A 25,985-nucleotide genomic window follows, 5' to 3' on the forward strand; every position below is an offset into this window, starting at 1 on the left:
AGTGCCACCATCTGTGGGATGCATTCTCACAATGACCTGCTGCGCGTCGGCATCCGGACATAGAATCGCCGGAGCAATGAGGCACGACACGTTCAGGAGGATCGCATGGAACGCGACATCTACGAAGAGGATCACGAGGCATTCCGCGACCTCGTCAAGGATTTCGTCAAGCGCTACGTCACCAACGCGACGATCGAGAAGTGGGACGCCGACGGCGAGGTCGACCGGGCCACGATGCTGGCGGCGGGTGAGGCCGGGATCATCGGCCTGTCGGTACCCGAGGAGTTCGGCGGCGCTGGGATGTTGCAGGACTACCGTTTCCGGGCCGTCGTGAACGAAGAGGTCATCGCGGCCGGGGCGGGTTCGCTCGCCGGCGCGTTCGGCATCCAGGACGACCTGGCCGTGCCGTACCTCGTTCACATGGGCACGCAGGAGCAGAAGGAGAAGTGGCTGCCCCGCATGGCCACCGGTGAGGTCGTCGGCGCTCTCGCCATGACCGAGCCCGGCGCCGGATCCGACCTGCGCGGCATCAAGACCACCGCGAAGAAGGTCGACGGCGGCTACATCGTCAACGGCGCGAAGACGTTCATCTCCTCCGGCGCCACCGCCGACCTCGTCGTCACGTTCGTGAAGACCGGCGAGGGCAACCGTCCCGACGCGTTCAGCCTCGTGCTGCTCGAGGACGGCATGGAGGGCTTCGAGCACGGCAAGAAGCTGCACAAGATGGGCTTCCAGGGTCACGACACCGCGGAGCTCTCGTTCACCGACGTGTTCGTGCCTGAGGAGAACCTCATCGGCGGCGTCGAGGGCAAGGGCTTCGTGCAGCTCATGATGAACCTGCCGCTCGAGCGTCTGTCGATCGGCGTCGCCGGAGCCGCAGCGGCGCAGGCCGCGCTCGACTGGACGGTCGCCTACACCAAGGACCGCGAGGCCTTCGGCGAGCGGATCATCGACTTCCAGAACACCCGCTTCAAGATCGCCGACATGGCGACCACGGTCGACGCGCTCTGGGCCTACGTCGACCGCGCGCTGCTCGCCTACTCGAAGGGCAAGCTCTCGGCCGAAGAGGCCGCGAAGGTCAAGTTCTGGGCGACCGAGCGCGAGTGGGAGGTGCTCGACACCGGCGTGCAGCTGCACGGCGGCTACGGCTACATCACGGAGTACCCGATCGCCCGCGCCTTCCTCGACGCCCGCGTGCACCGCATCTACGGCGGCACGAACGAGATCATGCGCGAGATCGTCGGGCGGCAGATCGCGGGGAAGCGGTAGTCACGCAGCCGCGATCACGATGGATCAGAAATGCTCCCCTGGAAGCGCCCGGGGGAGCATTTCTGATCCACGCCGACTGTCAGGTCCTTCCGAGCCGCCCGCCGACGCCGGCGCGGCGCAGGCGATCCGCGATCAGGATGCCGAGAGCCGTCGCCCCGACGCAACTCGCCAGCGTGATGGCGAAGAACGCGATGCGCACACCCACGGGCATGGTCTCGAGGTTGAACGAGGCCCACGCCAGCAGCGGATACACGACGCCGACGACCACCGCGCCGACATAGTGCAGCCACGTTCCCCAGTACCGCCAGATCACGAAGAGGAAGGGCAGTTCGGTGAAGGCCGCCCACCACAGGTTCGTCGCGACGCTGCCGAATCCATAGCCCGAGAACGGCACGATCACGAGCCCGGCGAGCAGACCGACCAGCAATCCGACCAGCGGCCGGCGCAACAGTCGCAGCGCGATGACAGACGGCAGCAGCCAGAGCCCCGCCAGTGCGACGCTCACGAACGGCAGGCCGGGGAAGAGGATCGTCGAGATCCAGTTCGCCGGAGCCAGCAGCAGACCGCCCGCGACGCCGAGCGCCGCGCACGTCAACAGGATCGCGGTCGGGAAGCGGAAGCGCCCGCGCGACCGGGGTGTGCTCGCGTTCGTCCCGCTCATGCGAGGGGCTCCGCAGCTGCCTCGCGCGCGGCCTTCGACGCCGGCGATGCCGCACCGATCTTCCAGTATCCGCAGAAGCTCACCGCATTCTTGTCGACACCGCGCTCACCCACCAGATGCTTGCGCACCCCCGAGGCGAGAGCCTGCTCGCCTGCCGCATATGCATGGAACGGAGCATCCGGCAGTGCCGTCCTGCCGAGTGTCTCCAATGCCAGAGAACCCGGTGCGGCCTCATGCGGTCGCACGATCCAGACGACCTCGACGCCCGCCGGATGGGGGAACGACAGTGCGTCCTCCCGCGTCGGCACCTCGATGATCGCGAGGCCGGCGGCATCCTCCGGCAGCGAGGCGCTGATCGAGGCGATCGCCGGCAGAGCCGTCTCGTCGCCGACCAGAAGAACACGATCCGTCCCGCGCTGCGGATTGAACGTCAGCCCCTCGTCGATGATCAGCACATGCTCCCCCGGCCGGCACGTCTCTGCCCAGCGCGACGCCGGACCGGCCGTGCCCTCCGCCGCGGAGCCGTGCAGCACGAAGTCCACATCGATCTCCGCCCCGGCATCCGCGGTCGCCGCGCGATACGCCCGCACGCTGTAGTTGCGCATGACAGGCCGCTCGCCATCGGGGATCCGAAGGAACTTCAGATACCCGAACATCTTGTTCGCCTTCGCCGGCACACGATCGAGGCCCGCATCGCCTCCGATCGGCAGGAACAGCCGGAACCACTGGTCGAAGCCCATCGGCCGGAACTTCTCGATCTCGCCGCCGCCGAGCGTCACCCTGATCCAATGCGCCGACAGCTGTTCGCTGCGCAGCACCGTGAGGTGGATGAGCTCGGCCGACTCGGGCTTGACCAGCTTGCTGTATGCCATACGACGCCTTTCAGGAAAGCTGCCAGGGGAAGAACACGACGAAGATCGCCGCGGATGCCGCGAGACTCGCGACCGTGAAGATGATGTCGCGCACACGGAACGGCACCAGATGCCGCTCCGTCCGCGTCGAGTGGGCGCCGAACGCGCGCGAATCCATCGCGAGCGCCACCCGCTCCGCATGCCGGATCGCTCCCGCGAGCAACGGCACGATATACCCCCACCCGCGAGCGATCCGGGCGAACGGACCCCGTCCGCCGTGATGCCCGCGCACGCGATGCGCCGCCCGGATGACCGCCAGCTCATGACCGAACCGCGGCACGAACCGGAAGGCCGCCAGAGCCGTGTATCCGATCCGATACGGCACGCGCAGCTGCTGCACGCTCGCCCGCACCAGATCCGGACCCGTCGTCGTGAGTCCGCCGATCAGCGCGAGAGCGATGATCGCGCCGAGACGCAGTGCGGTCGCGAAGCCGATCTCGAGGGCGCCGGTGTAGAGCGTCCACTCGCCGATGCGCAGGAACGGGGCGGTGTCCGCGACGAGCCCGGCATCCACCCACAGCGAGAATCCGACGCCGATCGCGAGCATCCCGACCGGCAGGGCGAGCAGCATCAGCGCGAGCAGCCTCCCCGTCAGCCGTGCACCGATGAGGATCACCGCGTAAGCCAGCACGAGGAACGCCGCCGGCGTCGCGAGATCCCGCACGAAGATGAGCAGCACCATCGCCGGAGCGAAACCCACGACCTTCGCGAGCGGATTCAGGGCGTACAGGAACTGGTGGCGCGAGCTCCCCGTCATCGTCGCATACGGATCGAACGCCGTTGTCGTGGGAGTCGTGGCGGTCACGAGGCCACCTCCAGACCGGCGGATGCCAGAACCCCCTGCAGTGCGGGTAGACGCAGCCCCGCCTCGGCGAAGAGCTGCTCGTCCCGGAAGAGCGTCGACGTGGGACCCGCTGCATGAACGCGTCCGTCCTTCAGCACCACCGTGTGCGTCGTGTGCTCGGCAACCAGCTGCAGGTCGTGCGTGACGATCACGATCGTCGTGCCCTCGGCGCGCAGACTCTGCAGCAGTGCCAGCAGTTCGGATGCCCTCGCTCGATCCTGACCGAACGTCGGCTCGTCCAGCGCCAGCACCCGAGGGCGCGTGATCAGCGCGGTTCCCACCGACAGGCGCCGCTTCTCGCCGCCCGACAGCAGGAACGGATGCACGCCCGCCTTGTGCTCGAGTCCGAACCGGGCGAGCATCTCCTCCACGCGCGTCGTGATCTCCGCGTCCGAGATCCTCTGATCCCTGGGCCCCTGAGCGTGTCGAAGGGTCAGTCCGTGCGCCAACTCGTCGAACACGGTGTGCGCGATGAACTGATGCTCCGGATTCTGGAACACGAAGCCGATGCGCGAAGCGAGATCCCGCGGAGATGCCGACCCCGGATCCGTGCCGTCGACGCTGACCTGGCCCTTCGGCGGCGGCACGACGCCCGCCAGCGCCTGGATCAGCGTCGTCTTGCCGGCGCCGTTCGCGCCGACGATCGCGGTGAGGCTCCCCTCCGCGAGATCCAGATCGATCCCGTGCAGGATCTCGGTCCGGCGCCGCCGCACCGTCAGGCCTCGAGCGCGGATGATCGCCGGAGCGGCATCCTCGGTCGTCGCGCGAATCGAGCGAGCAGGGCGAGACGAGACGTCCGCCGCGGGCAGTGAACGCGCCAGCTCCTCCGGCGACAGCGGCAGCGGATCGAATCGGTATCCCTCCTCACGCAGCCGCAGCGCGGCCAGCGTCGCCGTGGGCAGCCACACGCCCATCGCGACGAGTTCCTCGGCGTGCGTGCGGATGATCTCGGACGCCGGTCCGTCGAAGACCACGCGTCCGTCGCGGTCGAGCACGATCGTGCGTGTCACGAAGGCCATCGCCGCGTCGAGGTTGTGCTCGACGAGCAGGATCGCGCGATCGCCCGCCGCCACCACATCGGCGAGCGCCGCGTACACGTCGTCGATGCCCTGCGGGTCGAGATTGGCCGTGGGCTCGTCGAGCACGATCACTGGCGATCCCATCGCCAGCGCACAGGCGATCGCGAGACGCTGCCGTCCGCCGCCGGAGAGATGGTCGGGGTTGTCGTCGCGACGCTCCCACAGCCCCACGCGGCGCAGCGCGTCCTCGACCCTGGCGCGTACCGCCTCCAGCGGGAGCAGCAGATTCTCCGGACCGAACGCGACCTCGTCGTAGACCGTACCCGTGACGATCTGCGCATCCGGGTCCTGGAACACCATCGCGACCCGGGTGCTCAGCGTCGCCGTGTGCGCCGCAGCCGTGTCGAGCCCGCCCGCCTCGACCGTGCCCGTCATGGTCGCCGGCACGGCGTGGGGGATGAGCCCGTTCAAGGCGAGCGTGAGCGTCGACTTGCCCGAACCCGACGGTCCGAGCAGCAGCACGACCTCCCCGGCGGCGATGTCGAACGTCACGTCGCGCGGCGACGGGTGCGCGGCATCCGCGTGGGTGAGAGAGAGCTCACGCACGCGGAGCAGAGGCGCGGATGAGCGCACGGCGGAGTCCCGGAGTCGGCGGATCGAACGCTTCTAACTTAGCTGAGCCTTACCTGATCCGCCATCGGGCCGAATCCTGCGGCCAGCACGGCGAGGGCTCAGCGCTGCGCGACCCCGGCCCGTCGCAGAGCCGCCCCGATCGCGAGTCCGACCGCCGTCCACGCGATCGGCCCGAGCACCGAGATCACGAGGTACAGGACCTGGGCCCACAGCGGCAGAGCCCCGAGATGCGCGGCGAAGAAGACGACCACCGCGACGAGCACGCCGATCACGACGGCAGAGACGAAGAAGCGCCAGGCGCCCCAGGCGCGGTACCGGGTGAGCGCCGCGACTCCCTCCTGGATCGCGCCGAACAGCAGTGCCGTACCGAGGAAGCGCAGAGCCCATGCCGGGTTGAACGCGCTGGCGACGAGAGCCGCGATCACATGGGTGATCAATGCCACGAGCGGGCGACGCAGCACCTCCTGCGCGATGATGCCGGGCAGCACATGCGACCCGAGAAGCAGCCCGTAGGCGAACGGGGCGGCGAGCAGCACGACCGGTGTCAGCAGCCCCGCGATCCCTCCGATGATGCCCGTGGCGACGCCGATCGCCGCGCAGACCAGCAGCAATCTGGTCGAGAGGACGGGTGTTCGGGCCACCCTCCCAGCCTAGTTGCGCCGCCGCCGAGGAGCGCCGCGGGAGGGCCGGGAAAAACGACGCGCGACCGTCTCCCCTTCGACCAAAGTCCCCCCTGTGGCCCTTCGTCTATGTTTCCGGCATGCACCTGGCGCGGTCGCCGACCCCGGACTACCTTGAGCCGCGGTGCGGCAACGACGCCGCTCCGAGATCATCGGGAGAAGCACATGGGTCGAACACCCCTCCGGATGGCAGCAGCCACCACCCTGGCCACGCTGTTCATCGCATCGACGGCAACCGCAGGCTACGCGGCGGAGGAGGTGACGCACCCCGTCCCCGTCGCCGGCACCCCCGGGCACTACATCGTCGTGATGAAGTCCGATCCGCTCGCCAGCTACGAAGGCGACGTCGATGGCCTGAAGGCGACCAAGCCCGCCGAAGGCGAGCAGCTCGAGACCCAGTCGCAGGATTCCCAGCGCTATGTCGAGCATCTCCAGACCGAGCAGACCCACCTCGCCACGCAGGTCGGCATCACGCCCGACACCACCTACCAGGTCGTGCTCAACGGCTTCAGCGCCGACCTCACGGGCGCGCAGGTCGACGAGCTCCGCGCCTCGAAGGACGTCTTCGGCGTCTACCCGGATGAGATCCGACACCCCGACGCGCAGACCTCGACCGACTTCCTCGGACTCGGCGACGACCGCAAGGGCCGCGGCGGCGTCTGGCAGCAGACCGGCGGCGTCGACAAGGCGGGAGAAGGCGTCGTGGTGGGCGTGATCGACACGGGCATCGCGCCCGAGCATCCGTCGTTCGAGGGCAAGAAGCTCAAGAAGCAGAACAAGCAGCAGAACCGCCACAAGGGCAGCCAGCCGTACACCGACGGCACGTATGTCTACTTCGACAAGTCAGACGGCGGGCAGTTCCAGTCCGCGATCGTCGAGGGCCAGGACTGGGACAAGCGCGACTACTCGTCCAAGCTCATCGGCGGCCAGTACTTCTACGCCGGTGCAGAGGCGGCAGGCTTCGACTTCCAGTACGACTACCTCTCGCCGCGCGACGGCGACGGCCACGGCTCGCACACCGCGAGCACGGCAGCCGGGAACTTCAAGGTCAAGGCCCAGATCGAGGATGTGGAGTTCGGCACGATCTCGGGTGTTGCCCCCGGCGCGAAGGTCGCTGCCTACAAGGCCTGCTACGTCGGGCCCGACACGACCGTCACGACCGATGACATCTGCGCACTCAGCGACCTCGTCGCCGCGATCGACCAGGCCGTCGCCGACGGCGTCGACGTGATCAACTACTCGATCGGCGGAGGCGCAGCCAGCACCGTGCTCGCGCCCGAGGACCTCGCGTTCTTCAATGCGGCCGCCGCCGGCGTCTTCGTCGCGACCAGCGCCGGCAACGACGGCCCCGACCCCGTCACGGCCGACCACGCCTCGCCGTGGTACACGACCGTCGCGGCATCCACCATCCCGACCTGGGAGGGCACGGTGCAGTTCGACGGGTTCGCGCAGGCGGGCGCCTCGGTGAGCGTGCCGTTCGGCACGACCGTGACCGGTCCGTCGATCGCCGCAGCAGATGCCGCCGCCGACGGTGCCGTCGACGCGCAGGTCTGCCTGCCGGGCACCCTCGACCCCGCAAAGGTCGCAGGTCACATCGTGGTCTGCGATCGCGGCAACAACGCGCGCGCCGAGAAGTCGCAGGTCGTGAAGGATGCCGGTGGCATCGGCATGGTCCTGGTGAACGTGCCCGGTGGCGCCGACTCCCTCGACAACGACTTCCACGCGGTGCCGACCGTGCACCTCGCATCCGTGCATCGTGAAGCCGTTCTCGCCTACGTGCAGAGCGGCACCGACCTGCCCATCGCGCTGGTCGGGGAGAACACGACCGGCGTGACCACGCCGACGCCGCAGATCGCCGGCTTCTCGAGCCGCGGCCCGATGCTCGCCGACGGCAGCGACGTGCTGAAGCCGGATGTCTCGGCTCCCGGCGTCGCGATCCTCGCGGCGACCCACAACGCACCGGGTGAGGAGCCGAGCTTCGGCATCCTCTCCGGCACGTCCATGGCCTCGCCCCACGTCGCGGGCCTCGGCGCCCTGTACCTCGGGGAGCGCCCGAAGGCGACGCCCGCCGAGGTCAAGTCGGCGATGATGACCACCGCCTACGACACCGTGCTGGCCGACGGTTCGCCGAACACGAATCCGTTCGAACAGGGGGCGGGTCACGTCGACCCGCGGCGCTACTTCAACCCCGGCCTGCTCTACCTCAACGGCGTCAAGGACTGGGCCGCCTTCCTCGATGGGAAGGGTCTCTCGGACTTCCCGGGGATCGAGCCCATCGACGGCAGCGATCTGAACCAGGCGTCGATCTCGATCGGCTCCCTGGCCAGCGAGCAGACCGTGACCCGTTCCGTCACCTCGACCGAGAAGGGCGTCTTCACGGCGCAGGCGTCGGTCCCCGGCCTGAACGTGAAGGTCTCGCCGCAGCAGCTGACGTTCGACAAGGCGGGGCAGACGAAGACGTTCACGGTGACGTTCGACAACGCCGACGCCCCGGTCGAGCAGTGGACCACCGGGTCTCTCGTCTGGACGAGCACCAAGAACACGGTCCGCTCTCCGATCGCGGTGTTCCCGGTGACGGCGGATGCTCCGGCCGAGGTCTCCGGCACCGGCGTCGACGGCAGCACCACCGTGGAGATCACCCCCGGTCTCGACGGCGATCTGCCGCTGAACCTCTCCGGGCTCACCCCGTTCGAGCTGCTCGCCGACCTGGACAACCCGGTCGAGGGGCACTCGGGCGACGAGAACTCGGGCGACGCGAACAAGGACGTGTCCTGGATCGTGGACGTGCCGGCGGGGACGACGCTCTCGCGGTTCGACCTCGACTCGTCGGATGACGACGGCAGCGATCTCGACCTCACCGTCTACCGCGTGGTGAGCGCCGACGATCTGCGCTACTACGAGCGCTGGCAGTCGGCGACCGGTTCGGCGGACGAGAGGGTCACGATCCCCGCGCCCACCGCCGGCACCTACCTCGTGGTGGCGAACATCTACTCGACGACCGGGCCGATGACGTGGGACATGTCCTACGCCAACGTGGTGCCCGGCGGCGAGGGAGCGTTCACGGCGACGCCGAACCCGCTCCCTGTGGTCCGCGGTGTGAAGACGAGCTACCAGCTCGGCTGGACCGGCCTCACCGCCGGCACCCGCTACCTCGGGCTCGTGCAGTACGGCGACTCGGCGGTCCGCACGATCCTGACGGTCGACGCCCCGGCCGCCGAGGCTCCGGAGAAGGAGGCTCCGCCGACCGAGGCCCCGCCGACGGAGGCGCCGGAGACCGAGGCTCCGCCGACCGAGGCTCCGCCGACGGAAGCTCCGCCGACCGAGGCGCCGGAGACGCCGAAGCCGGAGTAGGCCCCCACAGCACAGCGCCCCGCGGTCGACGGACCGCGGGGCGCTGTGTGCGTCCGGGCATCCGCTCGTCGCGCGATCGGCGCCGCTCGTCGCAGCATCCGTCCGGTGGCCGTCCGTCGGTGCCGGGGCTTTCCTAGCGTGGGGGAACGCAACGACGCGTACCCCGAGGAGACCCCCATGACCGCACCGGGCAGCACCGAACCCGTCATCGTCACCGACCCGAAACTCCCTTCCACCGCTCTCTCCGACGAGCATCACGAGAAGGCGAACCGCTGGACCCTGCCGAAGATCGTCCTCTGGGCGGCGATCGCGCTGCTGGGGGCCGTCGCCTGGACCATGCTCGCGATCGTCCGCGGCGAGACCGTGAACGCGATCTGGTTCGTGTTCGCGGCGGTCTGCACGTACCTGATCGGCTACCGCTTCTACTCGAAGGTGATCGAGAAGTACATCACCCGCCCCGACGACCGCCGCGCCACCCCTGCCGAGGTCAAGCAGGACGGCAAGGACTACGTCCCCACCGACCGCCGCGTGCTCTACGGCCACCACTTCGCCGCGATCGCCGGCGCCGGCCCGCTCGTCGGCCCCGTGCTGGCCGCGCAGATGGGCTACCTCCCCGGCACGATCTGGATCATCGTCGGCGTCGTGCTCGCCGGTGCCGTGCAGGACTACACGGTCCTCTTCTTCTCGATGCGCCGCGGTGGTCGCACGATCGGCCAGATGGCCCGGCAGGAGCTCGGCCGCATCGGCGGCACGGCGGCGATCATCGCCTCCCTGCTGATCATGCTGATCATCGTCGCGATCCTCGCGCTCGTGGTCGTGAACGCCCTGGGTGAGAGCCCGTGGGGCGTCTTCTCCGTCGCGATGACCATCCCGATCGCGATCTTCATGGGCATCTACCTGCGGTTCCTGCGCCCGGGCAAGGTCACCGAGGTCTCGATCATCGGATTCGTGCTGCTGATGGCCGCGATCATCGGCGGCGGTCAGGTCGCGGCGACCGACTGGGGTCAGGCGATCTTCCACCTCGACCGCACCACGATCGCCTGGGGCATCATCATCTACGGCTTCATCGCCGCGGTGCTCCCGGTCTGGCTCCTGCTCGCCCCGCGCGACTACCTGTCCACCTTCATGAAGATCGGCGTGATCGTCATGCTCGCCGGCGCGATCATCCTCGTCCGCCCGGAGATCACCGTCCCCGCGATCAGCATCTTCGGCGAGAACGGCATGGGGCCGGTGTTCGCCGGTCCGCTCTTCCCCTTCCTGTTCGTGACGATCGCCTGCGGAGCGCTGTCGGGCTTCCACGCCCTGATCGCCTCCGGCACCACGCCGAAGCTCATCGAGAAGGAGCGCCAGACGCGCTTCATCGGGTACGGCGGCATGCTCATGGAGTCCTTCGTCGCGATCATGGCGCTCGTCGCCGCGATCTCGATCGACCAGGGCATCTACTTCGCGATGAACGCGCCGACCGCGGCCACAGGAGGCACGGTCGAAGGGGCGGTCGCCTTCGTGAACTCGCTGGGGCTGACGGGGGTGAACCTCACGCCCGAGATGCTCACCGGCACGGCCACCCTGGTCGGCGAGGAATCGATCGTCTCCCGGACCGGCGGCGCCCCGACGCTCGCGCTCGGACTCGCCCACATCATGCAGCAGGCACTCGGCGGGCAGGCGCTCATGGCCTTCTGGTACCACTTCGCGATCATGTTCGAGGCGCTGTTCATCCTCACCGCGGTGGATGCCGGAACCCGCGTGGCCCGCTTCATGCTGCAGGACTCCATCGGCGCCTGGTTCCCGAAGTTCCGTGACGTCTCGTGGCGTCCCGGTGTCTGGATCTGCACCGCGATCATGGTGGCCGGCTGGGGAGCGATCCTCATCCTCGGTGTCACCGACCCGCTCGGCGGCATCAACACCTTCTTCCCGCTGTTCGGCATCGCGAACCAGCTGCTCGCCGCGATCGCGCTCGCCGTGGTGCTGGCCATCGTCGCCAAGCGCGGGAAGAGCTACTTCAAGTGGCTGTGGATCATCGGGCTGCCGCTCGCGTTCACCGCGGTCGTCACGATCACGGCCTCGCTGTACAAGATCCTCTCGCCGGTCCCGGGGATCGGATACTGGGCGAACCACTTCAAGTACGTGGCAGCCCGCGACTCGGGCGACGACTCGCTCGGCGCTCCCGAGGTGCTCGAGGCGGTCATCCGCAACACCGCGGTGCAGGGCACGCTGTCGATCATCTTCGTCACGCTGGCGATCATCGTCATGGTCGCGGCCGTGATCGTGACGATCAAGGCGATCCGCAACGGCGGCGGTGAGAACACCGAGGAGGAGCCCGTGGCCTCGCGGCGCTTCGCCCCGGCCGGCTTCCTGCCCAACTCCGCGGAGCGCGAGCTCGAGAAGCAGTGGGAGCCGATCCTGGCCGACGACCGCAAGGCGTCGACCCACTGAGATGGTCACCATGACGAACCACGCGGATGCCGCGACCACCCACCCCCTGCGCATGCTCGCGCGTGCCGTGGGGCGGGTCGGCCGCGGCATCCGGTGGTACATGACGACCCTGATGGGCGACACCGCGTACGCGACGTACGTCACGCACCATCGTCGCGAGCATCCGGGCGAGGAGCCGATGACGGAGCGGCAGTTCTGGCGGCAGAAGATGGACGACCAGGATCGCAACCCCGGTGCCCGGTGCTGCTGACGTCCCTAGGCTGAACGCATGACCGACGTCGTTCTCGCCGCTGTGCTGGGCGTGCTCGGCGGGATCGTCCTGACGGTGCTGCTGCTGCTCGCTCGTCGCCTCGCGCGCGGGGCGGCCGACCTCGGCAGCGACGCCGAGCAGGCGGCGCTCAACGCCCTGCACCATGCGAGCCTCGCCGCCCCGCACCTGCGTGCCGGGCTGTCGGCGCCCGACGTCGTGAAGGCGGCGCGGCATCTGCGCGTGCTGCTCGGCAGCGCGGCCGTCGCGATCGTGAGCGCCGACGGCACCGTGTCGTTCGACGGCCCGTCCGACGGGCTGGAGTCGGCGGCGCTCCGCATCGCGAGGCAGGTCGAGGAGTCGGGCCGTCGGCAGGTCTTCCCGTCGCCCGGCCCCGACGATGATCTCGAGGCCGTCGGCGCGCCGATCCTCGTCGACGGCCGCGTGATCGGCGTCGTCGTGGCGTTCGCGGCTCCGGCGCGCGCGGCGCTCGTGCGCGCGGCGGAGGAGGTCGCGGACTGGTGCGCGGCGCAGGTCGAGCTCGGCGGCCTCGACGCCTCGCGCACGCAGCTGGCTGAGGCCGAGCTGCGGTCGCTGCGCGCGCAGATCTCCCCGCACTTCATCTACAACGCCCTCACCGCCATCGCGTCGTTCGTCCTCACCGACCCCGCCCGCGCCAGGGAGCTGGTGCTCGAGTTCGCCGACTTCACCCGCTACTCGTTCCGCCGGCAGGGCGAGTTCACCACGCTCGCCGAGGAGCTCGGCAGCATCCACTCGTATCTCGAGCTCGAACGCGCGCGCTTCGGCGACCGGCTGCGGGTCACCCTGCAGATCGCGCCGGAGACCCTGGCCACGGTCATCCCGTTCCTGTCGGTGCAGCCGCTCGTCGAGAACGCCGTGCGGCACGGGCTGGAGCCGGGGGAAGGAGGCGGCGAGATCCGCATCCTGTCCCGCGACGACGGCACGCACACCGAGATCGCGGTCGAGGACGACGGTGTGGGGATGGATCCGGAGGGGCTGCGCACCACGCTCACCGCCGGTGACGACGGCCTGCACGTGGGACTCCGCAACGTCGACACCCGCCTGCGCCAGCTCTACGGCGCCGAGGGCGGACTGGTCGTCGAGACCAACACCGGCGCCGGTACCCTGGTGCGCATGCGGGTCCCGAAATCCCAGCCGCTGCACGATCCGCTGCGCGACCAGGTGAGCCCATGATCGACGTGCTGGTCGCCGACGACGAGAGGCCCGCGCTGGACGAGCTCGTCCACCTGCTGCGCACCGACGATCGGATCGGCGAGATCCTCACCGCGAGCAGCGGGGCGGATGCTCTGCGGCAGCTCTCCGAGCGGGCCGTGCGGATCGCCTTCCTCGACATCCACATGCCCGGGCTGACCGGCACCGAGCTCGCGCGGGCGCTGCTCGCCCTCGCCCAGCCGCCGGCCGTCGTGTTCGTCACGGCAGACGATGCCCGCGCCGTCGAGGCCTTCGAGCTGCGCGCGGCGGACTATCTGCTCAAGCCGGTCCGCGCCGAGCGGCTGCGACAGGCGATCGATCGCGTCATCGAACTGGCCGACACGGCGCGACCGGGTGACGACGAGATGCTGCCGGTCACGGTCGGCTCGGCGGTGCGCTTCGTGCGCCGGAGCGACGTGCGCTGGGTGCAGGCGCAGGGCGACTACTCGCGGCTGCACACCGGCGACGGCGCCGGACATCTCGTGCGCATCCCGATCTCGGAGCTGGAGGTGCGGTGGGCGGATGCCGGATTCCTCCGCATCCATCGCTCATCGCTGGTCCGCACCGCGGCGGTGACCGAGGCGCGCCTGTCCGGTTCGGACCCCGCGGTGTCGATCGGCGAGCTGTCGCTGCCCGTGAGCCGGCGCCTCGTGCCGGCCGTGCGCGAAGCCCTGGTGCGTGGCGAGGGAATCGGATGAGCGAGATCCCGAAGCGCGTGCGGGTGACGGCCGACCTCCCCGCACGGCGGCCGTCCACCTCGACCCGCGGCATCGCCCTGCCCGGTTCACCGGTGGACGAAGCGGATGCCGTGTACGCCAGGGCCCTCATGCGCAGCCAGCTCCGCCTCGCGCTCGGCACCGTTGCCGGCTTCGTGCTCGTGGTGGTCGCGCTGACTCTGGCGATCGCGCTGATCCCCGAGATCGGCCGGGTCCTCATCTGGGGGCTGCCGCTGTCGTGGCTGCTGCAGGCCTACGCGTTCTACCCGATCATCCTCGTGTTCGCGGTGCTCTACGTGCGCACCGCCGCCCGCAACGAGCGGCGCTATCGGGCGCTTCGGGACCGCGAGTGAACGCGGTCCTCGACCTCGTCGGCGTCGCGCTGGTCATCGTCGCGACGCTGCTCATCGGCGTGTACGGACTGCGGATCTCGCGCACCACCGGAGACTTCTTCGTCGCCTCCCGCACGGTTCGGCCGGTCTGGAACGCCTCCGCGATCAGCGGGGAGTACCTGTCGGCCGGCACCTTCCTCGGCCTGTCGGGGCTCGTGCTGCTCGACGGTGCGAGGGGATTCTGGTTCCCGATCGGCTACGCGGCCGGGTATCTGCTCGTGCTGGCGTTCGTCGCGGCTCCGCTCCGCCGCAGCGGCGCGTACACGATCCCCGACTTCATCGAGGCGCGGCTGGACTCGGGCGCCGCGCGGCGGGTCACCAGCATCGCGGTGCTCATCATCGGGTGGCTCTACATCGTGCCGCAGCTGCACGGCGCGGGGATCACCCTGCTCGTGGTCGCCGGTGTGCCGGAATGGGTGGGCGCCGTGACCGTCGCGGTGCTGGTGGCCGCCGCGGTGGCCGCCGGCGGCATGCGCGCGATCACCTACGTGCAGGCGTTCCAGTACTGGCTCAAGCTCACGGCGCTGCTGGTCCCGGTCGTGTGCATCGCCTTCGCGCTGAGCGGCGGACCGCACGACTTCGATCCGGCGCTCGTCTTCCCCGCCGAGGCGGGGCCGTCGGGGTTCGACGCGTACGAGACGGCATCCCTCCTGCTCGCCCTGCTGCTGGGGACCATGGGGCTCCCGCACGTGCTCGTGCGGTTCTACACGAGTCCGACGGGGGTGTCGGCCCGGCGCACGACCGTCATCGTGATCGCCATGGTGAGCGCCTTCTATGCGGTGTCGAGCACCATGGGTCTGCTGGCGCGCATCGCCGCCCCCGACCTCGCCGTGCCCGGCATCGCCGACACGGTCGTGCTGCTGCTGCCCTCGCGCGTCTTCCCCGGGGTGTTCGGCGAACTGCTCACCGCGCTCATCGTGGCGGGCGCGTTCGCTGCGTTCCTGGCGACATCGGCGGGGCTCGTGGTGTCGCTCGCCGGCGTGATCAGCCAGGACGTGTTCTCCGGCTCGGTGCGCTCGTTCCGGCTGTCCGCCGTGCTGTGCGCGGTCGTGCCGCTCGTGGTGGCGCTGCTCACCGCCCCCGCGGGCCTCGGGTCGAGCGTCGGGGTGGTGTTCGTCGTGGCCGCGTCGACGCTGTCGCCGGTCGTGCTGCTCGGGGTGTGGTGGCGCGGGCTCACCGCCCGCGGCGCGGTGGCGGGGATGCTGTCGGGCGGGGTCGCGGCGGGGCTCGCGCTGCTGGTGCATGCCGTGATCGGGGGAGTCGGAGCGGCTGCCCCGTATCTGGCGCAGCCGGCGGCGTGGACGATCCCGCTCGCTGCCGTGGTCACGGTCGTGGTGTCGCTCCTCGACCCGCGCGGGCCGTCGCCGCGCACCGAGCGCTTCCTCGCGCGGGTGCACACGCCGGAGCCCGGCTGAGCCCCGGTTCCTGGGCGAGCGGAGTGAGACGAACGGCGCCGTCAGATCCGGCGGCCGCGCGGCATCAGCCGCACGTCGGGCAGCGGCGGGGCGGGGATGCGCACATCGTGACCATCCACCGCACCGAACCGCGGCGTCGCGGCGTCGGGGGATGACTCCGCCTCCCACGCCTCGCGGGCCGCGACGATCTCGTCGTGCGTGCGGCCGGCGAAGTTCCACCACATCACGATGTCGTCCTCGAACGGCTCGCCGCCGAGCAGGAACAGCAGGGAGCCCTCGGTCGATGACACCTCCACCTCATCGCGGGAGTCGCCGAGGTAGAGCAGATCATTGCGCTCCATCGGATGCTCGGACACGACAACATCGCCCTCGACGAGCATGAGCGCGTGCTCCCAGTCGGGGCGGAGCGGCAGGCGGACGCGGGAGCCGGGGGCGAGCACGATCTCGGTGCCGACGATCGGGGTGTGCACGGTCGCCGGCGAGCGGACGCCGGCGAACTCGCCGAGCACGACCGTCGCGGTGGCGTCGGCTCCGGCATCCGCCGTGAGGGCCACGCCCGGCAACTCGGTGTGCCGCTCGAATCCGGCAGCGCCGTGGCGGGTGGACTCCGGCAGCACGACCCAGAACTGCAGGGCGTCGAGGGGGATCGGGTCGTCGCCGATCGAGTACTCGGAGTGCGAGATGCCGTTCCCGGCCGTCATCAGGTTCAGCTGGCCGCGGCGCAGGTCGGCGTCGCTGCCGAGCGAGTCGCGGTGCCGGATCTCGCCGACGAGCGGCCAGGTCACGGTCTGCAGGCCGATGTGCGGATGCGGCTCCACCCGCATCCTCGTGTCGGCGGGGCCGAACCGGTCGAGGAAGCACCAGGCGCCGATCGTGGGCAGGTTGCGATGCGGAAGCGCGCGCAGCACGCTCATGCCGCGCACCCCGCCGAGCGGAACCTCGCGCGGTTCCAGGACGAGGCGGCGCTGCCCGATCATTCGGACCCCTGAGCCCTCTGGGTCCCTGAGCTTGTCGAAGGGCGGGGCCAGCGGATCTCGGCGCCCTCGATCTCATGCGTCTCGAGGTACTTCGCGATGTAGGGGCACAGCGGCACGATCGCCTCGCCGCGACCCGCGGCATCCGTCAGCGCCGCCGAAGCGAGCTTCCCCGCGAGACCCTGACCCTGGAACTCGTCGTCGATCTCGGTATGGAGGAAGCGGATGGAGCCGGGGCGCAGATCGAACGCGGCGAAGCCCGCGAGCACGTCGCCCGAGCGGATCTCGTAGCGCGATTCCTCGTCGTTGCGGGTGACGGTGATGTCGGTCATGGGGGCTCCTTCATGCGTCTGCATCCAACCTACGCCCGGATCTGTGGACAGGCGCCGTCGACGTCGGCGGGGATCGTTACGCTGGAGGGATGCCGCAGACTCCCCGTGACCCGTACGAAGGTTGGGTCCCTGAGCCTGTCGAAGGGCCTGTCCCTGTCGGGGGATATGGCGACGAGCCCTACGACGACGGCTGGGAGTCGTCCGCTCCGCCCGAGCCGATGGACTGGGAGCCGCAGGGCGCGGGCTTCGAACCGCCGCTCGACTGGGGTCCCGGGCCGGTCACCAAGGTCGCCCCGGCCGTCCGCAAGGCGACGCCGAGCAGGTACCCGACCGCGCGCGAGGCGCTGCACACCGTCTTCGGCTACGACGAGTTCCGCGGCGATCAGGCGGCCATCGTCGAGCAGGTGATCGCGGGCGGCGACGCGGTCGTGCTGATGCCGACCGGTGGCGGCAAGAGCATCACCTACCAGGTGCCGGCGCTCGTGCGCGAGGGCACGGGTCTCGTCATCAGCCCGCTCATCGCGCTCATGCACGACCAGGTCGACGCGCTGCGCGCCAACGGCGTCAAGGCCGCGTATCTGAACTCCACCCAGGCCATCGACGAGCGGCGTGAGGTCGAGCGGGCCTACGTGGCCGGAGAGCTCGACCTCATCTACGTCGCGCCCGAGCGCCTGTCGAGCGCGCAGACCACGGCGCTGCTGCAGCGTGGCACGCTCAGCGTCATCGCGATCGACGAGGCGCACTGCGTGTCGCAGTGGGGGCACGACTTCCGCCCCGACTACCTCGCCCTGGGTGACCTCGGCGAGCGGTTCCCCGGTGTGCCGCGCATGGCGCTCACCGCCACGGCGACCGCGGCGACGCACAAGGAGCTCACCGAGCGGCTCCGCCTCGACACGGCGAAGCACTTCGTCGCCAGCTTCGACCGCCCGAACATCCAGTACCGGATCGTGCCGAAGGTCGATCCGCGCAAGCAGCTCGTCGCGTTCATCCGCTCGCAGACCCCTTCGACAGACGCAGGGACCCCGCCCGCCGGCATCGTCTACGCGCTCAGCCGCAAGTCGGTCGAGCAGACCGCGACCTACCTGGCCGCCCAGGGGCTCGACGCGCTGCCGTACCACGCGGGTCTCCCGGCCGAGGTGCGCGCCGCGAACCAGTCGCGCTTCCTCCGGGAAGACGGCGTGGTCATGGTCGCGACCATCGCGTTCGGCATGGGCATCGACAAGCCCGACGTGCGCTTCGTCGCGCACATCGACCTGCCGAAGTCCGTCGAGGGGTACTACCAGGAGACCGGTCGTGCCGGCCGCGACGGCGAGCCGTCGGTGGCCTGGATGGCGTACGGCCTCGGCGACGTCGTGCAGCAGCGCCGCATGATCGACCAGAGCCCGGGCGACCGCACCTTCAAGATGCGGCTCGGGCAGCACCTCGACGCGATGCTCGCGCTCTGCGAGACGGTCGAGTGCCGTCGCCAGAATCTGCTCGGGTACTTCGGCCAGGAGTCGCAGCCGTGCGGCAACTGCGACACCTGCCTCGACGACACCGAGACGTTCGACGGTCTCGTCCCGGCGCAGAAGCTGCTCTCGACGATCGTGCGGCTGAAGCGCGAGCGCAACCAGGCGTTCGGCGCCGGACACCTCGTCGACATCCTGCGCGGAGCCTCGACCGAGCGCATCCGTCAGCAGGGGCACGACAAGCTCGCGACCTACGGCATCGGCGCCGACCTCTCCGACCAGGACTGGCGCAGCGTCGTGCGGCAGCTGCTCGCCCGCGGCATCCTCGTCGCACAGGGCGACTACGGCACGCTCGCTCCAGGCGAGGCGGCGGCCGCCGTGCTCCGCGGCGAGACGCCCGTGCCGCTGCGCAAGGACACGATCGGGCGCCCGACGTCACAGACCCGTGCCCGCAAGGCCAGCGCCGCCGATGCTCTGGATGCCGGTGACCGCGGCTTGTTCGAGGCCCTGCGGGCCTGGCGCGCCGAGACCGCCCGCGAGCAGGGCGTGCCCGCGTACATCGTGTTCGGCGATGCGACGCTGCGCGCTCTGGCCGAGCATCGCCCGGCATCCCTCGGCGATCTCGACGGCATCACGGGTATCGGCGCGAAGAAGCGCGAGGCCTACGGCGAGGGCGTGCTCGCGGTCATCGCCGCCGCCTGACCGGCACCTCGGTCAGCGCACCGGCAGCACATCGTCCATGTGCGCGCGCAGGTGCGCGGCGACGTCGACGGCGTCCCGATCGTAGAGCCATTGATACTGCAGGCCGTCCCACATCGCGATGAGCCAGATCGCCTCGCGCGCGGGGTCGCGGTGCGAGGGAAGATCGCCGTCGAGCTGGGCCAGTCGGAACAGCTCGGTGAAGTAGGCGATCGCGCTCGAGAAGCGCTCGGTGAAGTAGTCGTGGGCCGGATGCGACGCCGGCACCGCCTCGCAGGAGAGCACGGCGTAGACCTGGATCAGGCCCGGCTCCTCGAGCGCGTTCACGCGGGCGCCGTCTGCGATGCCGCGGAGCAGGTCGCCGGCGCGATCCGAGGTGCGGATGACGCCCCTCTCCCGGATGGCGCTGTCGCGTTCGGCGAGCACCGCGCTCAGCAGCAGCTCCTTCGAGGGGTAGTGGTGCAGCAGGGTCGACTTCGAGACCCCGACGGCTTCGGCGATGTCGCGCAGGCTGGTGTCGCCGTAGCCGTCGTGCGAGAAGAGGCGCATGGCGTCGGCGACGATCTGCGTCCGTCGCCGTCGTCCCACCGCGTAACCCGGATCGACGTCGGCCGGCTTGACGCCGAACGGAGCAGGCAGCGGACCCGACGCCTCGGGTGAAGGTTCTCCGTCGTCGGGATCGCGCCATCCGGTCGGCAGCACCCACAGCGCCTCGCGCTCCTCGAGCATCTCGACGACGTCGACCTGGTCGGGCAGGTACTGCGCCAGAAGCTGCAGGCCGTCCCAGCCGGCGGTGTGGCGCGTGACCTCGCCGTCGACGTCGCGTTCCGGGTCGATGGCGCCGAGATGCTGCGCGTCGGCCAGCACGTCACGGCTGAGTTCGCGCAGCCGCGCGTAGCGCTCGCGCATCCGCTCGTGGGCGGGGTGTCCGGGTGAGGACGCCTCGCCCGTGAGAGCGGCGAAGAGCTCGAGGTATCCCTCGGTCCGGGAGTTCCGCTCGGCGAGCCGGGCGAAGATCAGCTCGCCGGGTTCGGATGCCGCGGCGATCGTGCTGAACACGTCCTCGTTCTCGGCCTCGAACTCGCCGACGACCTCCACGAGCAGCGCGTCTTTGGAGGAGAAGTGCCCGAGCAGGCCGGGATGGCTGACGGATGCCGCCGCCGCGATGTCGCGCAGCGACGTGGAGCGGTAGCCGTGGCCGATGAAGAGCTCGCGGGCGGCGGCGATGATCCGCTGCCGCGTCTCCGCGGCGCGCGCGTGCCGTGAGCCCCGGGGCGTCGTGATCGTCATCGCTTCCTCTCCACCACCATCCTCCCTCATTACCGACCGGTCGACATTCACTTACCAAACGGTCGAGATTGGTGTATCTTCTTCCCAGAGCCGCCTCGCCCGAAGACGTGCGGCGCATCGAAAGGACTGTCATGACAGAGCTGTCATCCGCCGCGAACGCGGCCGCGGTCGGCACCACCGGCTTCAAGGCGCCCGGGACCACCCCGCCGAAGACGCCGCGCGGCTACACGCCCGGCCTCGCCGCCGTGAACTTCGGCGTCTACCTCGCCCTCCTCACCCCGGTGATGGTGTCGATGGCGTTCAAGATCCAGCACATCGACCCGACCAACACCGAGGGGAGCCTCGGCCTCGTCATGGGCGTCGGCGCGGCCTTCGCGCTCATCGCGAACCCTCTCGTCGGCCGACTCTCCGACCGCACGACCTCGCGCTGGGGCATGCGCCGCCCGTGGATCCTCGGCGGCGCGATCGTCGGACTCGGCGGTTTCGCCCTGATCGGCGTCGCGAGCTCCGTGCTCGTGGTGCTGATCGCCTGGTGCCTGGTGCAGGCCTCGATGAACGCGGTCCTCGCCGCCGCCAACGCCACACTGCCCGACCAGGTCCCGGTCTCGAGCCGCGGCAAGGTCTCGGGCATCATCGGCATCACCACGCCGATCGGCATCCTCGCGGGCAGCTTCCTCGTGAACTTCCTTCCGGGCGACTTCGAGCGGTTCTTCGTGCCCGGCGCGATCGCCCTCGTCCTCGTGATCGTCTTCGTCCTGCTGCTCAAGGACCGCCGCCTCGCCGAGAAGCCCGCCGACCGCTTCACCGTCGGCACCTTCTTCGGGTCGTTCGTCTTCAACCCGCGCAAGCACCCGGACTTCGGCTGGACCTGGCTCACCAAGTTCTTCGTCATGTTCGGCTACGCCGGCATCGCCACCTTCCTGCCGCTGTACCTCGTGACCAAGTTCGGCCTCGACGAGCAGGGCGCGGTCGGCATCATCCTCGCCGCGAACCTCGCCTCGATGGCCGCGATGGCGATCTCCTCGCCGCTGGGCGGGTTCCTCTCCGACAAGATCGGCAAGCGTCGCCCGTTCGTCGCCGTCGCCGGACTCATCATGGTCGTCGGCCTCGTCATCCTCGCCGTCGCCCCCGACATCACGACCGTGATCGTGGCGCAGGCGATCATCGGTCTCGGCGCGGGTTCGTTCCTCTCCGTCGACCTCGCTCTCGCGACCGAGGTCCTCCCGAACCCCGACGACGTGGCGAAGGACCTCGGCGTGCTGAACATCGCCAACGCCCTGCCGCAGTCGATCGCCCCAGCCATCGCTCCCGGCATCATCGCGCTGGGCGCGGCCACGCCGCTCGGCGGATACACCACCTGGTACCTGTTCGGCGCGCTCGTCGCGCTGGCCGGCGCCGTTCTCGTCTACCGCATCAAGGGAGTCAAGTGACCATCTCGGGCACCACCACCACGACCACCGTCCGCCCCTGGCTCGATGCCGACCTGCCGGTCGACGAGAGGGTGCAGCTGCTTCTCGACGAGATGACCATCGAGGAGAAGGCGGGACTCTTCTTCCACACGATGATCGCGATCGGCGATCTCGAGGAGCCGAACCCCGTCTTCGCGACGCCCTCTGCGCGCGAGTTCCTCGAGACGAAGCAGATGACGCACTTCAACCTGCTCGGCGCCGCGCCCACCGGCCGGGAGATCGCGGCCTGGCAGAACGCGCTGCAGCGGCTCGCGGCATCCACCCGCCTCGGCATCCCTGTGACGCTGTCGACCGATCCGCGCCACTCGTTCAGCGAGAACCCCGGCGCCTCGATCCTCGCCGGGCCCTTCTCGCAGTGGCCCGAGACCCTCGGTCTCGCGGCGATCGGCGACGAGGCGCTGGTCGAGCGGTTCGCCGACATCGCCCGCCAGGAGTACACGGCGGTCGGACTGCGCGTCGCGCTGCACCCGCAGGTCGACCTCGCGACCGAGCCGCGCTGGGCACGCCAGACGGCGACGTTCGGAGAGGATGCCGAGCTGTCGGGCAGGCTCGGCGCCGCCTACATCCGCGGGTTCCAGGGGGAGGCCTTCGGGCCTGGCTCGGTCTCGACCATGACGAAGCACTTCCCCGGAGGCGGACCGCAGAAGGACGGCGAGGACCCGCACTTCCCGTACGGCCGCGAGCAGGTCTACCCCGGCGGGGAGTTCGAGCTGCACCTGAAGCCGTTCGAAGACGCGCTCGCCGCCGGCACCCGCCAGATGATGCCGTACTACGGGATGCCGGTCGGCACCGAGTATGAGGAGGTCGGCTTCGGCTTCAACAAGTCGATCATCACCGGACTCCTGCGCGAGCGCTACGGCTTCGACGGTCTCGTCTGCACCGACTGGGGGCTGATCAGCGACTCCGAGATCTTCGGCCAGCCGTTCCCCGCCCGCGCGTGGGGCGTCGAGGATCTGACACCGCGTCAGCGGATGAAGAAGGTGCTGGATGCCGGAGCCGACCAGTTCGGCGGAGAGGCGAACCCCGAGCTGCTGCTCGAGCTCGTCGCCGACGGCGAGATCACCGAGGAACGGATCGACGTCTCCGCCCGGCGGATCCTCCGGGAGAAGTTCGAGCTGGGGCTCTTCGAGAATCCCTTCGTCGACGAGGATGCCGCCGATGAGGTCGTCGGCCGCGCCGACTTCCGCGCCGCAGGAGAAGAAGCGCAGCGCGCGTCGATCACGGTGCTCACCAACGACGGGGCCCTGCCGTTCGCGCGAGGTCTGAAGCTGTACGTCGAGGGGATCGCCGCCGAGGTCGCGGCATCCTTCGGCGAGGTCGTCGCGACGCCGGCCGAGGCCGATCTCGCGATCATCCGCCTGCAGGCCCCGTTCGAGGAGCGGGAGACGATGTTCGAGAACTTCTTCCACGCCGGGTCGCTCGACTTCGCCGACGACGCGGTCGCCCACGTACGCGAGGTCGCATCCGTCGTTCCGACGGTGGTCGATGTGCTCGCCGACCGCCCGCCCGTCCTCACCCCGATCACGGATGCCGTCGCGGCGGTCACCGTGAACTGGGGCGCTTCGGCAGCAGCTCTCCTCGACGTGCTGAGCGGTGCCGTCGCCGCGCGGGGGAAGCTCCCCTTCGATCTCCCGCGGTCGATGGCAGCCGTCGAGGCCTCGCGTCCCGACGTGCCGTTCGACACCGCCGATCCGCTGTTCCGCTTCGGGCACGGCCTCGCGCTCTGACGCGAGGCTTCCGCGGATTGCCGGTTCCTGTCCGGAGCCGACAATCCGCGGACCCGGCGTCCCGGCGCTTCGTTAGAGGATCGGTACAGTCGACTTCACGGAGATTTGTCGCAGACCTACCATGGGAGCATCCCTACTTCTCCCTGGAGGAATGCCATGGTCGACGCCGCCGTCCGTCCTTCGACGACACCCGCCGAGCCGCAGGATGCGGCGCACACCCCGCAGATCGATGTCGCCGCCGTCAATGACGCGCTGATGGGCACCTGGGCAGACACGCGCCGCGAGGCGCGCGAGATGATCAAGGACTCCGCCTTCTGGCGAAAGGACGAGCTCGGCAAGGACGAGCACCGCGAGCGCGTCCTCAGCCAGCTGCACCTGCTGGTCGAGAACAAGGCCGTGCACCGGGCCTTCCCGAAGTCGCTCGGCGGCGAGGAGAACAACGGCGCCAACATCGCCGGGTTCGAGGAGCTCGTGGTCGCCGACCCGAGCCTGCAGATCAAGTCGGGCGTCCAGTGGGGGCTGTTCGGGTCGGCGATCCTGCAGCTCGGCACGAAGGAGCACCACGAGAAGTGGCTGCCCGGCGTCATGGACCTGTCGATCCCCGGGGCCTTCGCGATGACCGAGATCGGCCATGGCTCCGATGTCGCGGCCGTCGGCACGACCGCGACGTACGATCCTGCGACCGAGGAGTTCGTCATCCACACGCCGTTCCGCGCGGCGACGAAGGAGTACCTCGGCAACGCCGCACTGCACGGCATCGCGGCGACCGTGTTCGCGCAACTCATCACGAACGGCGTCAATCACGGCGTGCACTGCTTCTACGTGCCGCTGCGCGGCGAGGACGGCGACGATCTTCCCGGCATCGGCCGTGAGGACGACGGCCTCAAGGGCGGGCTCAACGGCATCGACAACGGCCGGCTCTCGTTCGACCAGGTCCGCATCCCGCGCACCAATCTGCTGAACCGCTACGGCGACGTCGCCGCCGACGGCACCTACTCGAGCGCGATCGACAGCCCCGGTCGCCGTTTCTTCACGATGCTCGGCACCCTCGTGCAGGGGCGGGTCTCGCTCGACGGCGCGGCCAACTGGGCATCCGCCCTCGCACTGAAGATCGCGATCACCTACGCGACCCAGCGCCGCCAGTTCGACGGCGCCGACGGGCAGGAGGTCGTGCTGCTCGACTACGGCAAGCACCAGCGCCGGCTGCTTCCGCGTCTCGCCACCACGTACGCGCAGATCTTCGCGCACGACGAGTTCCTGCAGAAGTTCGACGGCGTCTTCTCGGGTCGCATCGACACCCCGGCCGACCGCGAAGACCTCGAGACGCTCGCGGCGGCCCTCAAGCCGCTGTCGACCTGGCACGCGCTCGACACCCTGCAGGAGGCGCGCGAGGCCTGCGGCGGCGCGGGCTTCATGTTCGAGAACCGCCTCGTCGGACTCCGCGCCGACCTCGACATTTACGTCACCTTCGAGGGTGACAACAACGTCCTGTTGCAGCTGGTCGGCAAGCGTCTGCTCACCGACTACGCCCAGCAGTTCAAGGGCAAGGATGCCGCGGCGCTGGCGAAGTTCGCCGTCGGCATGACCGCCGGCAAGGTCTTCCACGGCGCAGGCCTCCGTCAGCTCGGTCAGGCCGTGTCCGACTTCGGCCAGGTGTCGCGGTCGGTCGAGCGCGGCCTCCGCGAGGAGCAGCAGCACGATCTGCTCGCCGGCCGCGTGCAGCAGATGGTGGCGGACATCGCGAGCCGGCTGCGTCCCGGCGCGAAGGACAAGGCGCTCGGCGCCCGCCTCTTCAACGAGAACCAGGCCGAGCTCATCGAGGCGGCCCGCGCGCACGGAGAGCTGCTCCAGTGGGAGGCCTTCACCGACGCCGTGCACGAGATCGAGGATGCCGACACCAAGAAGGTGCTCACCTGGCTGCGCGACCTCTTCGGCCTGCAGCTGATCGAGAAGCACCTCGCCTGGCACCTGATCAACGGCCGCCTGTCGACCCAGCGCGCCGCCGCCGTATCGAGCTACATCGACCGCCTGTGCGCGCGACTGCGCCCCTACGCCCTCGACCTCGTCGATGCGTTCGGGTACGAGCCCGAGCACGTGCGTGCGCCCATCGCGAGCGGCATCGAGAAGCAGCGTCAGGACGAGGCGCGCGCGTACTACGCCGACCTCGAGGCGTCGGGCCAGGCTCCGGTGCGCGAGAAGAAGGTCAAGCGAGAGCCGCTGGGCGACCTCAAGCAGCGCTGAT

General features: G+C 69.8%; 20 protein-coding genes. 12 read left to right on the top strand and 8 right to left on the bottom strand.

Annotated elements, in window-relative coordinates:
* The first annotated feature begins 105 nt into the window (after nt 1-105).
* Entirely contained in the window at nt 106-1,269 is a 1,164-nt protein-coding gene (locus tag DC434_RS04470) for an acyl-CoA dehydrogenase family protein (RefSeq protein ID WP_116634107.1), read from the top strand.
* A 79-nt stretch (nt 1,270-1,348) separates the two neighbouring features.
* On the opposite strand, the gene DC434_RS04475 is transcribed toward DC434_RS04470, so the two are convergent.
* The 5 genes from DC434_RS04475 to DC434_RS04495 all read right to left on the bottom strand — a co-directional run bounded on the left by DC434_RS04475 (nt 1,349) and on the right by DC434_RS04495 (nt 5,978).
* The gene (locus DC434_RS04475; RefSeq protein ID WP_116634108.1) at nt 1,349-1,930 is read right to left on the bottom strand and encodes an ECF transporter S component; all 582 of its coding nucleotides are present in this window, start codon (nt 1,928-1,930) and stop codon (nt 1,349-1,351) included.
* Nucleotides 1,927-2,802 (bottom strand): siderophore-interacting protein, encoded by an 876-nt coding sequence (locus tag DC434_RS04480; protein WP_116634109.1) that lies wholly within the window; start codon nt 2,800-2,802, stop codon nt 1,927-1,929. Before DC434_RS04480 ends, DC434_RS04475 begins: the two co-directional genes overlap by 4 nt.
* Before the next feature lie 10 nt (nt 2,803-2,812).
* Nucleotides 2,813-3,598, bottom strand: coding sequence for an energy-coupling factor transporter transmembrane component T (locus DC434_RS04485; protein ID WP_116634736.1), 786 nt, complete (start codon nt 3,596-3,598; stop codon nt 2,813-2,815).
* Nucleotides 3,599-3,642: 44 nt separating this feature from the next.
* The gene (locus DC434_RS04490; RefSeq protein ID WP_116634110.1) at nt 3,643-5,337 is read right to left on the bottom strand and encodes an ABC transporter ATP-binding protein; all 1,695 of its coding nucleotides are present in this window, start codon (nt 5,335-5,337) and stop codon (nt 3,643-3,645) included.
* A 98-nt stretch (nt 5,338-5,435) separates the two neighbouring features.
* Entirely contained in the window at nt 5,436-5,978 is a 543-nt protein-coding gene (locus DC434_RS04495) for an ECF transporter S component (RefSeq protein WP_116634111.1), read from the bottom strand.
* Between the two features lie 225 nt (nt 5,979-6,203).
* Between DC434_RS04495 and DC434_RS04500 the strand changes: the two genes are divergently transcribed.
* The 7 genes from DC434_RS04500 (at nt 6,204) to DC434_RS04530 (ending at nt 15,804) form a co-directional block, all read left to right on the top strand.
* Nucleotides 6,204-9,368, top strand: a complete 3,165-nt coding sequence (locus DC434_RS04500; protein WP_165807996.1) for a S8 family peptidase — start codon at nt 6,204-6,206, stop codon at nt 9,366-9,368.
* Between the two features lie 177 nt (nt 9,369-9,545).
* The gene (locus DC434_RS04505) at nt 9,546-11,801 is read left to right on the top strand and encodes a carbon starvation CstA family protein (protein ID WP_116634113.1); all 2,256 of its coding nucleotides are present in this window, start codon (nt 9,546-9,548) and stop codon (nt 11,799-11,801) included.
* 52 nt (nt 11,802-11,853) lie between these two features.
* A complete protein-coding gene (locus DC434_RS04510; RefSeq protein ID WP_116634737.1) occupies nt 11,854-12,051 on the top strand; it encodes a YbdD/YjiX family protein in 198 nt (65 codons plus the stop codon).
* A gap of 18 nt (nt 12,052-12,069) precedes the next feature.
* Entirely contained in the window at nt 12,070-13,263 is a 1,194-nt protein-coding gene (locus tag DC434_RS04515) for a histidine kinase (RefSeq protein ID WP_116634114.1), read from the top strand.
* Complete coding sequence (locus DC434_RS04520) at nt 13,260-13,979, top strand: LytTR family DNA-binding domain-containing protein (RefSeq protein WP_116634115.1); 720 nt, start codon at nt 13,260-13,262, stop codon at nt 13,977-13,979. Before DC434_RS04515 ends, DC434_RS04520 begins: the two co-directional genes overlap by 4 nt.
* The gene (locus DC434_RS04525; RefSeq protein WP_116634116.1) at nt 13,976-14,350 is read left to right on the top strand and encodes a heavy metal transporter; all 375 of its coding nucleotides are present in this window, start codon (nt 13,976-13,978) and stop codon (nt 14,348-14,350) included. The genes DC434_RS04520 and DC434_RS04525 overlap by 4 nt, the downstream gene beginning before the upstream one ends.
* On the top strand, nt 14,347-15,804 hold the full coding sequence (locus DC434_RS04530) for a cation acetate symporter (RefSeq protein ID WP_116634117.1): 1,458 nt from the start codon (nt 14,347-14,349) through the stop codon (nt 15,802-15,804). The genes DC434_RS04525 and DC434_RS04530 overlap by 4 nt, the downstream gene beginning before the upstream one ends.
* Nucleotides 15,805-15,845: 41 nt before the next feature.
* On the opposite strand, the gene DC434_RS04535 is transcribed toward DC434_RS04530, so the two are convergent.
* Complete coding sequence (locus DC434_RS04535; RefSeq protein WP_116634118.1) at nt 15,846-16,781, bottom strand: pirin family protein; 936 nt, start codon at nt 16,779-16,781, stop codon at nt 15,846-15,848.
* A complete protein-coding gene (locus DC434_RS04540) occupies nt 16,778-17,110 on the bottom strand; it encodes a GNAT family N-acetyltransferase (RefSeq protein WP_116634119.1) in 333 nt (110 codons plus the stop codon). Before DC434_RS04540 ends, DC434_RS04535 begins: the two co-directional genes overlap by 4 nt.
* An 89-nt stretch (nt 17,111-17,199) precedes the next feature.
* Here DC434_RS04540 and recQ point away from each other — a divergent pair, with 89 nt between their 5' ends.
* Nucleotides 17,200-19,260: a DNA helicase RecQ gene (recQ, locus tag DC434_RS04545; RefSeq protein ID WP_116634120.1), complete on the top strand. Its 2,061-nt coding sequence runs from the start codon at nt 17,200-17,202 to the stop codon at nt 19,258-19,260.
* Between the two features lie 12 nt (nt 19,261-19,272).
* Here recQ and DC434_RS04550 read toward each other — a convergent pair whose 3' ends face one another.
* Nucleotides 19,273-20,547: a TetR/AcrR family transcriptional regulator gene (locus tag DC434_RS04550; protein ID WP_116634121.1), complete on the bottom strand. Its 1,275-nt coding sequence runs from the start codon at nt 20,545-20,547 to the stop codon at nt 19,273-19,275.
* Nucleotides 20,548-20,678: 131 nt separating this feature from the next.
* Between DC434_RS04550 and DC434_RS04555 the strand changes: the two genes are divergently transcribed.
* From DC434_RS04555 to DC434_RS04565, 3 genes are all read left to right on the top strand, one after another.
* Nucleotides 20,679-21,977, top strand: coding sequence for an MFS transporter (locus tag DC434_RS04555; protein ID WP_116634122.1), 1,299 nt, complete (start codon nt 20,679-20,681; stop codon nt 21,975-21,977).
* Nucleotides 21,974-23,743: a glycoside hydrolase family 3 N-terminal domain-containing protein gene (locus DC434_RS04560; RefSeq protein WP_116634123.1), complete on the top strand. Its 1,770-nt coding sequence runs from the start codon at nt 21,974-21,976 to the stop codon at nt 23,741-23,743. The genes DC434_RS04555 and DC434_RS04560 overlap by 4 nt, the downstream gene beginning before the upstream one ends.
* A gap of 156 nt (nt 23,744-23,899) precedes the next feature.
* Entirely contained in the window at nt 23,900-25,984 is a 2,085-nt protein-coding gene (locus tag DC434_RS04565) for an acyl-CoA dehydrogenase (RefSeq protein WP_116634124.1), read from the top strand.
* The last annotated feature ends 1 nt before the right edge of the window (nt 25,985 follow it).

This window comes from Microbacterium sp. TPD7012 (assembly GCF_003075395.1).
Classification (GTDB): Bacteria; Actinomycetota; Actinomycetes; order Actinomycetales; family Microbacteriaceae; genus Microbacterium.

Coding starts and splice junctions, on each gene's coding strand:
- DC434_RS04555 (WP_116634122.1), top strand. CDS start 20,679: ATGACAGAGCTGTCATCCGCCGCGAACGCGGCCGCGGTCGGCACCACC.
- recQ (WP_116634120.1), top strand. CDS start 17,200: ATGCCGCAGACTCCCCGTGACCCGTACGAAGGTTGGGTCCCTGAGCCT.
- DC434_RS04470 (WP_116634107.1), top strand. CDS start 106: ATGGAACGCGACATCTACGAAGAGGATCACGAGGCATTCCGCGACCTC.
- DC434_RS04475 (WP_116634108.1), bottom strand. CDS start 1,930: ATGAGCGGGACGAACGCGAGCACACCCCGGTCGCGCGGGCGCTTCCGC.
- DC434_RS04520 (WP_116634115.1), top strand. CDS start 13,260: ATGATCGACGTGCTGGTCGCCGACGACGAGAGGCCCGCGCTGGACGAG.
- DC434_RS04485 (WP_116634736.1), bottom strand. CDS start 3,598: ATGACGGGGAGCTCGCGCCACCAGTTCCTGTACGCCCTGAATCCGCTC.
- DC434_RS04565 (WP_116634124.1), top strand. CDS start 23,900: ATGGTCGACGCCGCCGTCCGTCCTTCGACGACACCCGCCGAGCCGCAG.
- DC434_RS04505 (WP_116634113.1), top strand. CDS start 9,546: ATGACCGCACCGGGCAGCACCGAACCCGTCATCGTCACCGACCCGAAA.
- DC434_RS04500 (WP_165807996.1), top strand. CDS start 6,204: ATGGCAGCAGCCACCACCCTGGCCACGCTGTTCATCGCATCGACGGCA.
- DC434_RS04480 (WP_116634109.1), bottom strand. CDS start 2,802: ATGGCATACAGCAAGCTGGTCAAGCCCGAGTCGGCCGAGCTCATCCAC.
- DC434_RS04540 (WP_116634119.1), bottom strand. CDS start 17,110: ATGACCGACATCACCGTCACCCGCAACGACGAGGAATCGCGCTACGAG.
- DC434_RS04525 (WP_116634116.1), top strand. CDS start 13,976: ATGAGCGAGATCCCGAAGCGCGTGCGGGTGACGGCCGACCTCCCCGCA.
- DC434_RS04510 (WP_116634737.1), top strand. CDS start 11,854: ATGCTCGCGCGTGCCGTGGGGCGGGTCGGCCGCGGCATCCGGTGGTAC.
- DC434_RS04515 (WP_116634114.1), top strand. CDS start 12,070: ATGACCGACGTCGTTCTCGCCGCTGTGCTGGGCGTGCTCGGCGGGATC.
- DC434_RS04550 (WP_116634121.1), bottom strand. CDS start 20,547: ATGACGATCACGACGCCCCGGGGCTCACGGCACGCGCGCGCCGCGGAG.
- DC434_RS04535 (WP_116634118.1), bottom strand. CDS start 16,781: ATGATCGGGCAGCGCCGCCTCGTCCTGGAACCGCGCGAGGTTCCGCTC.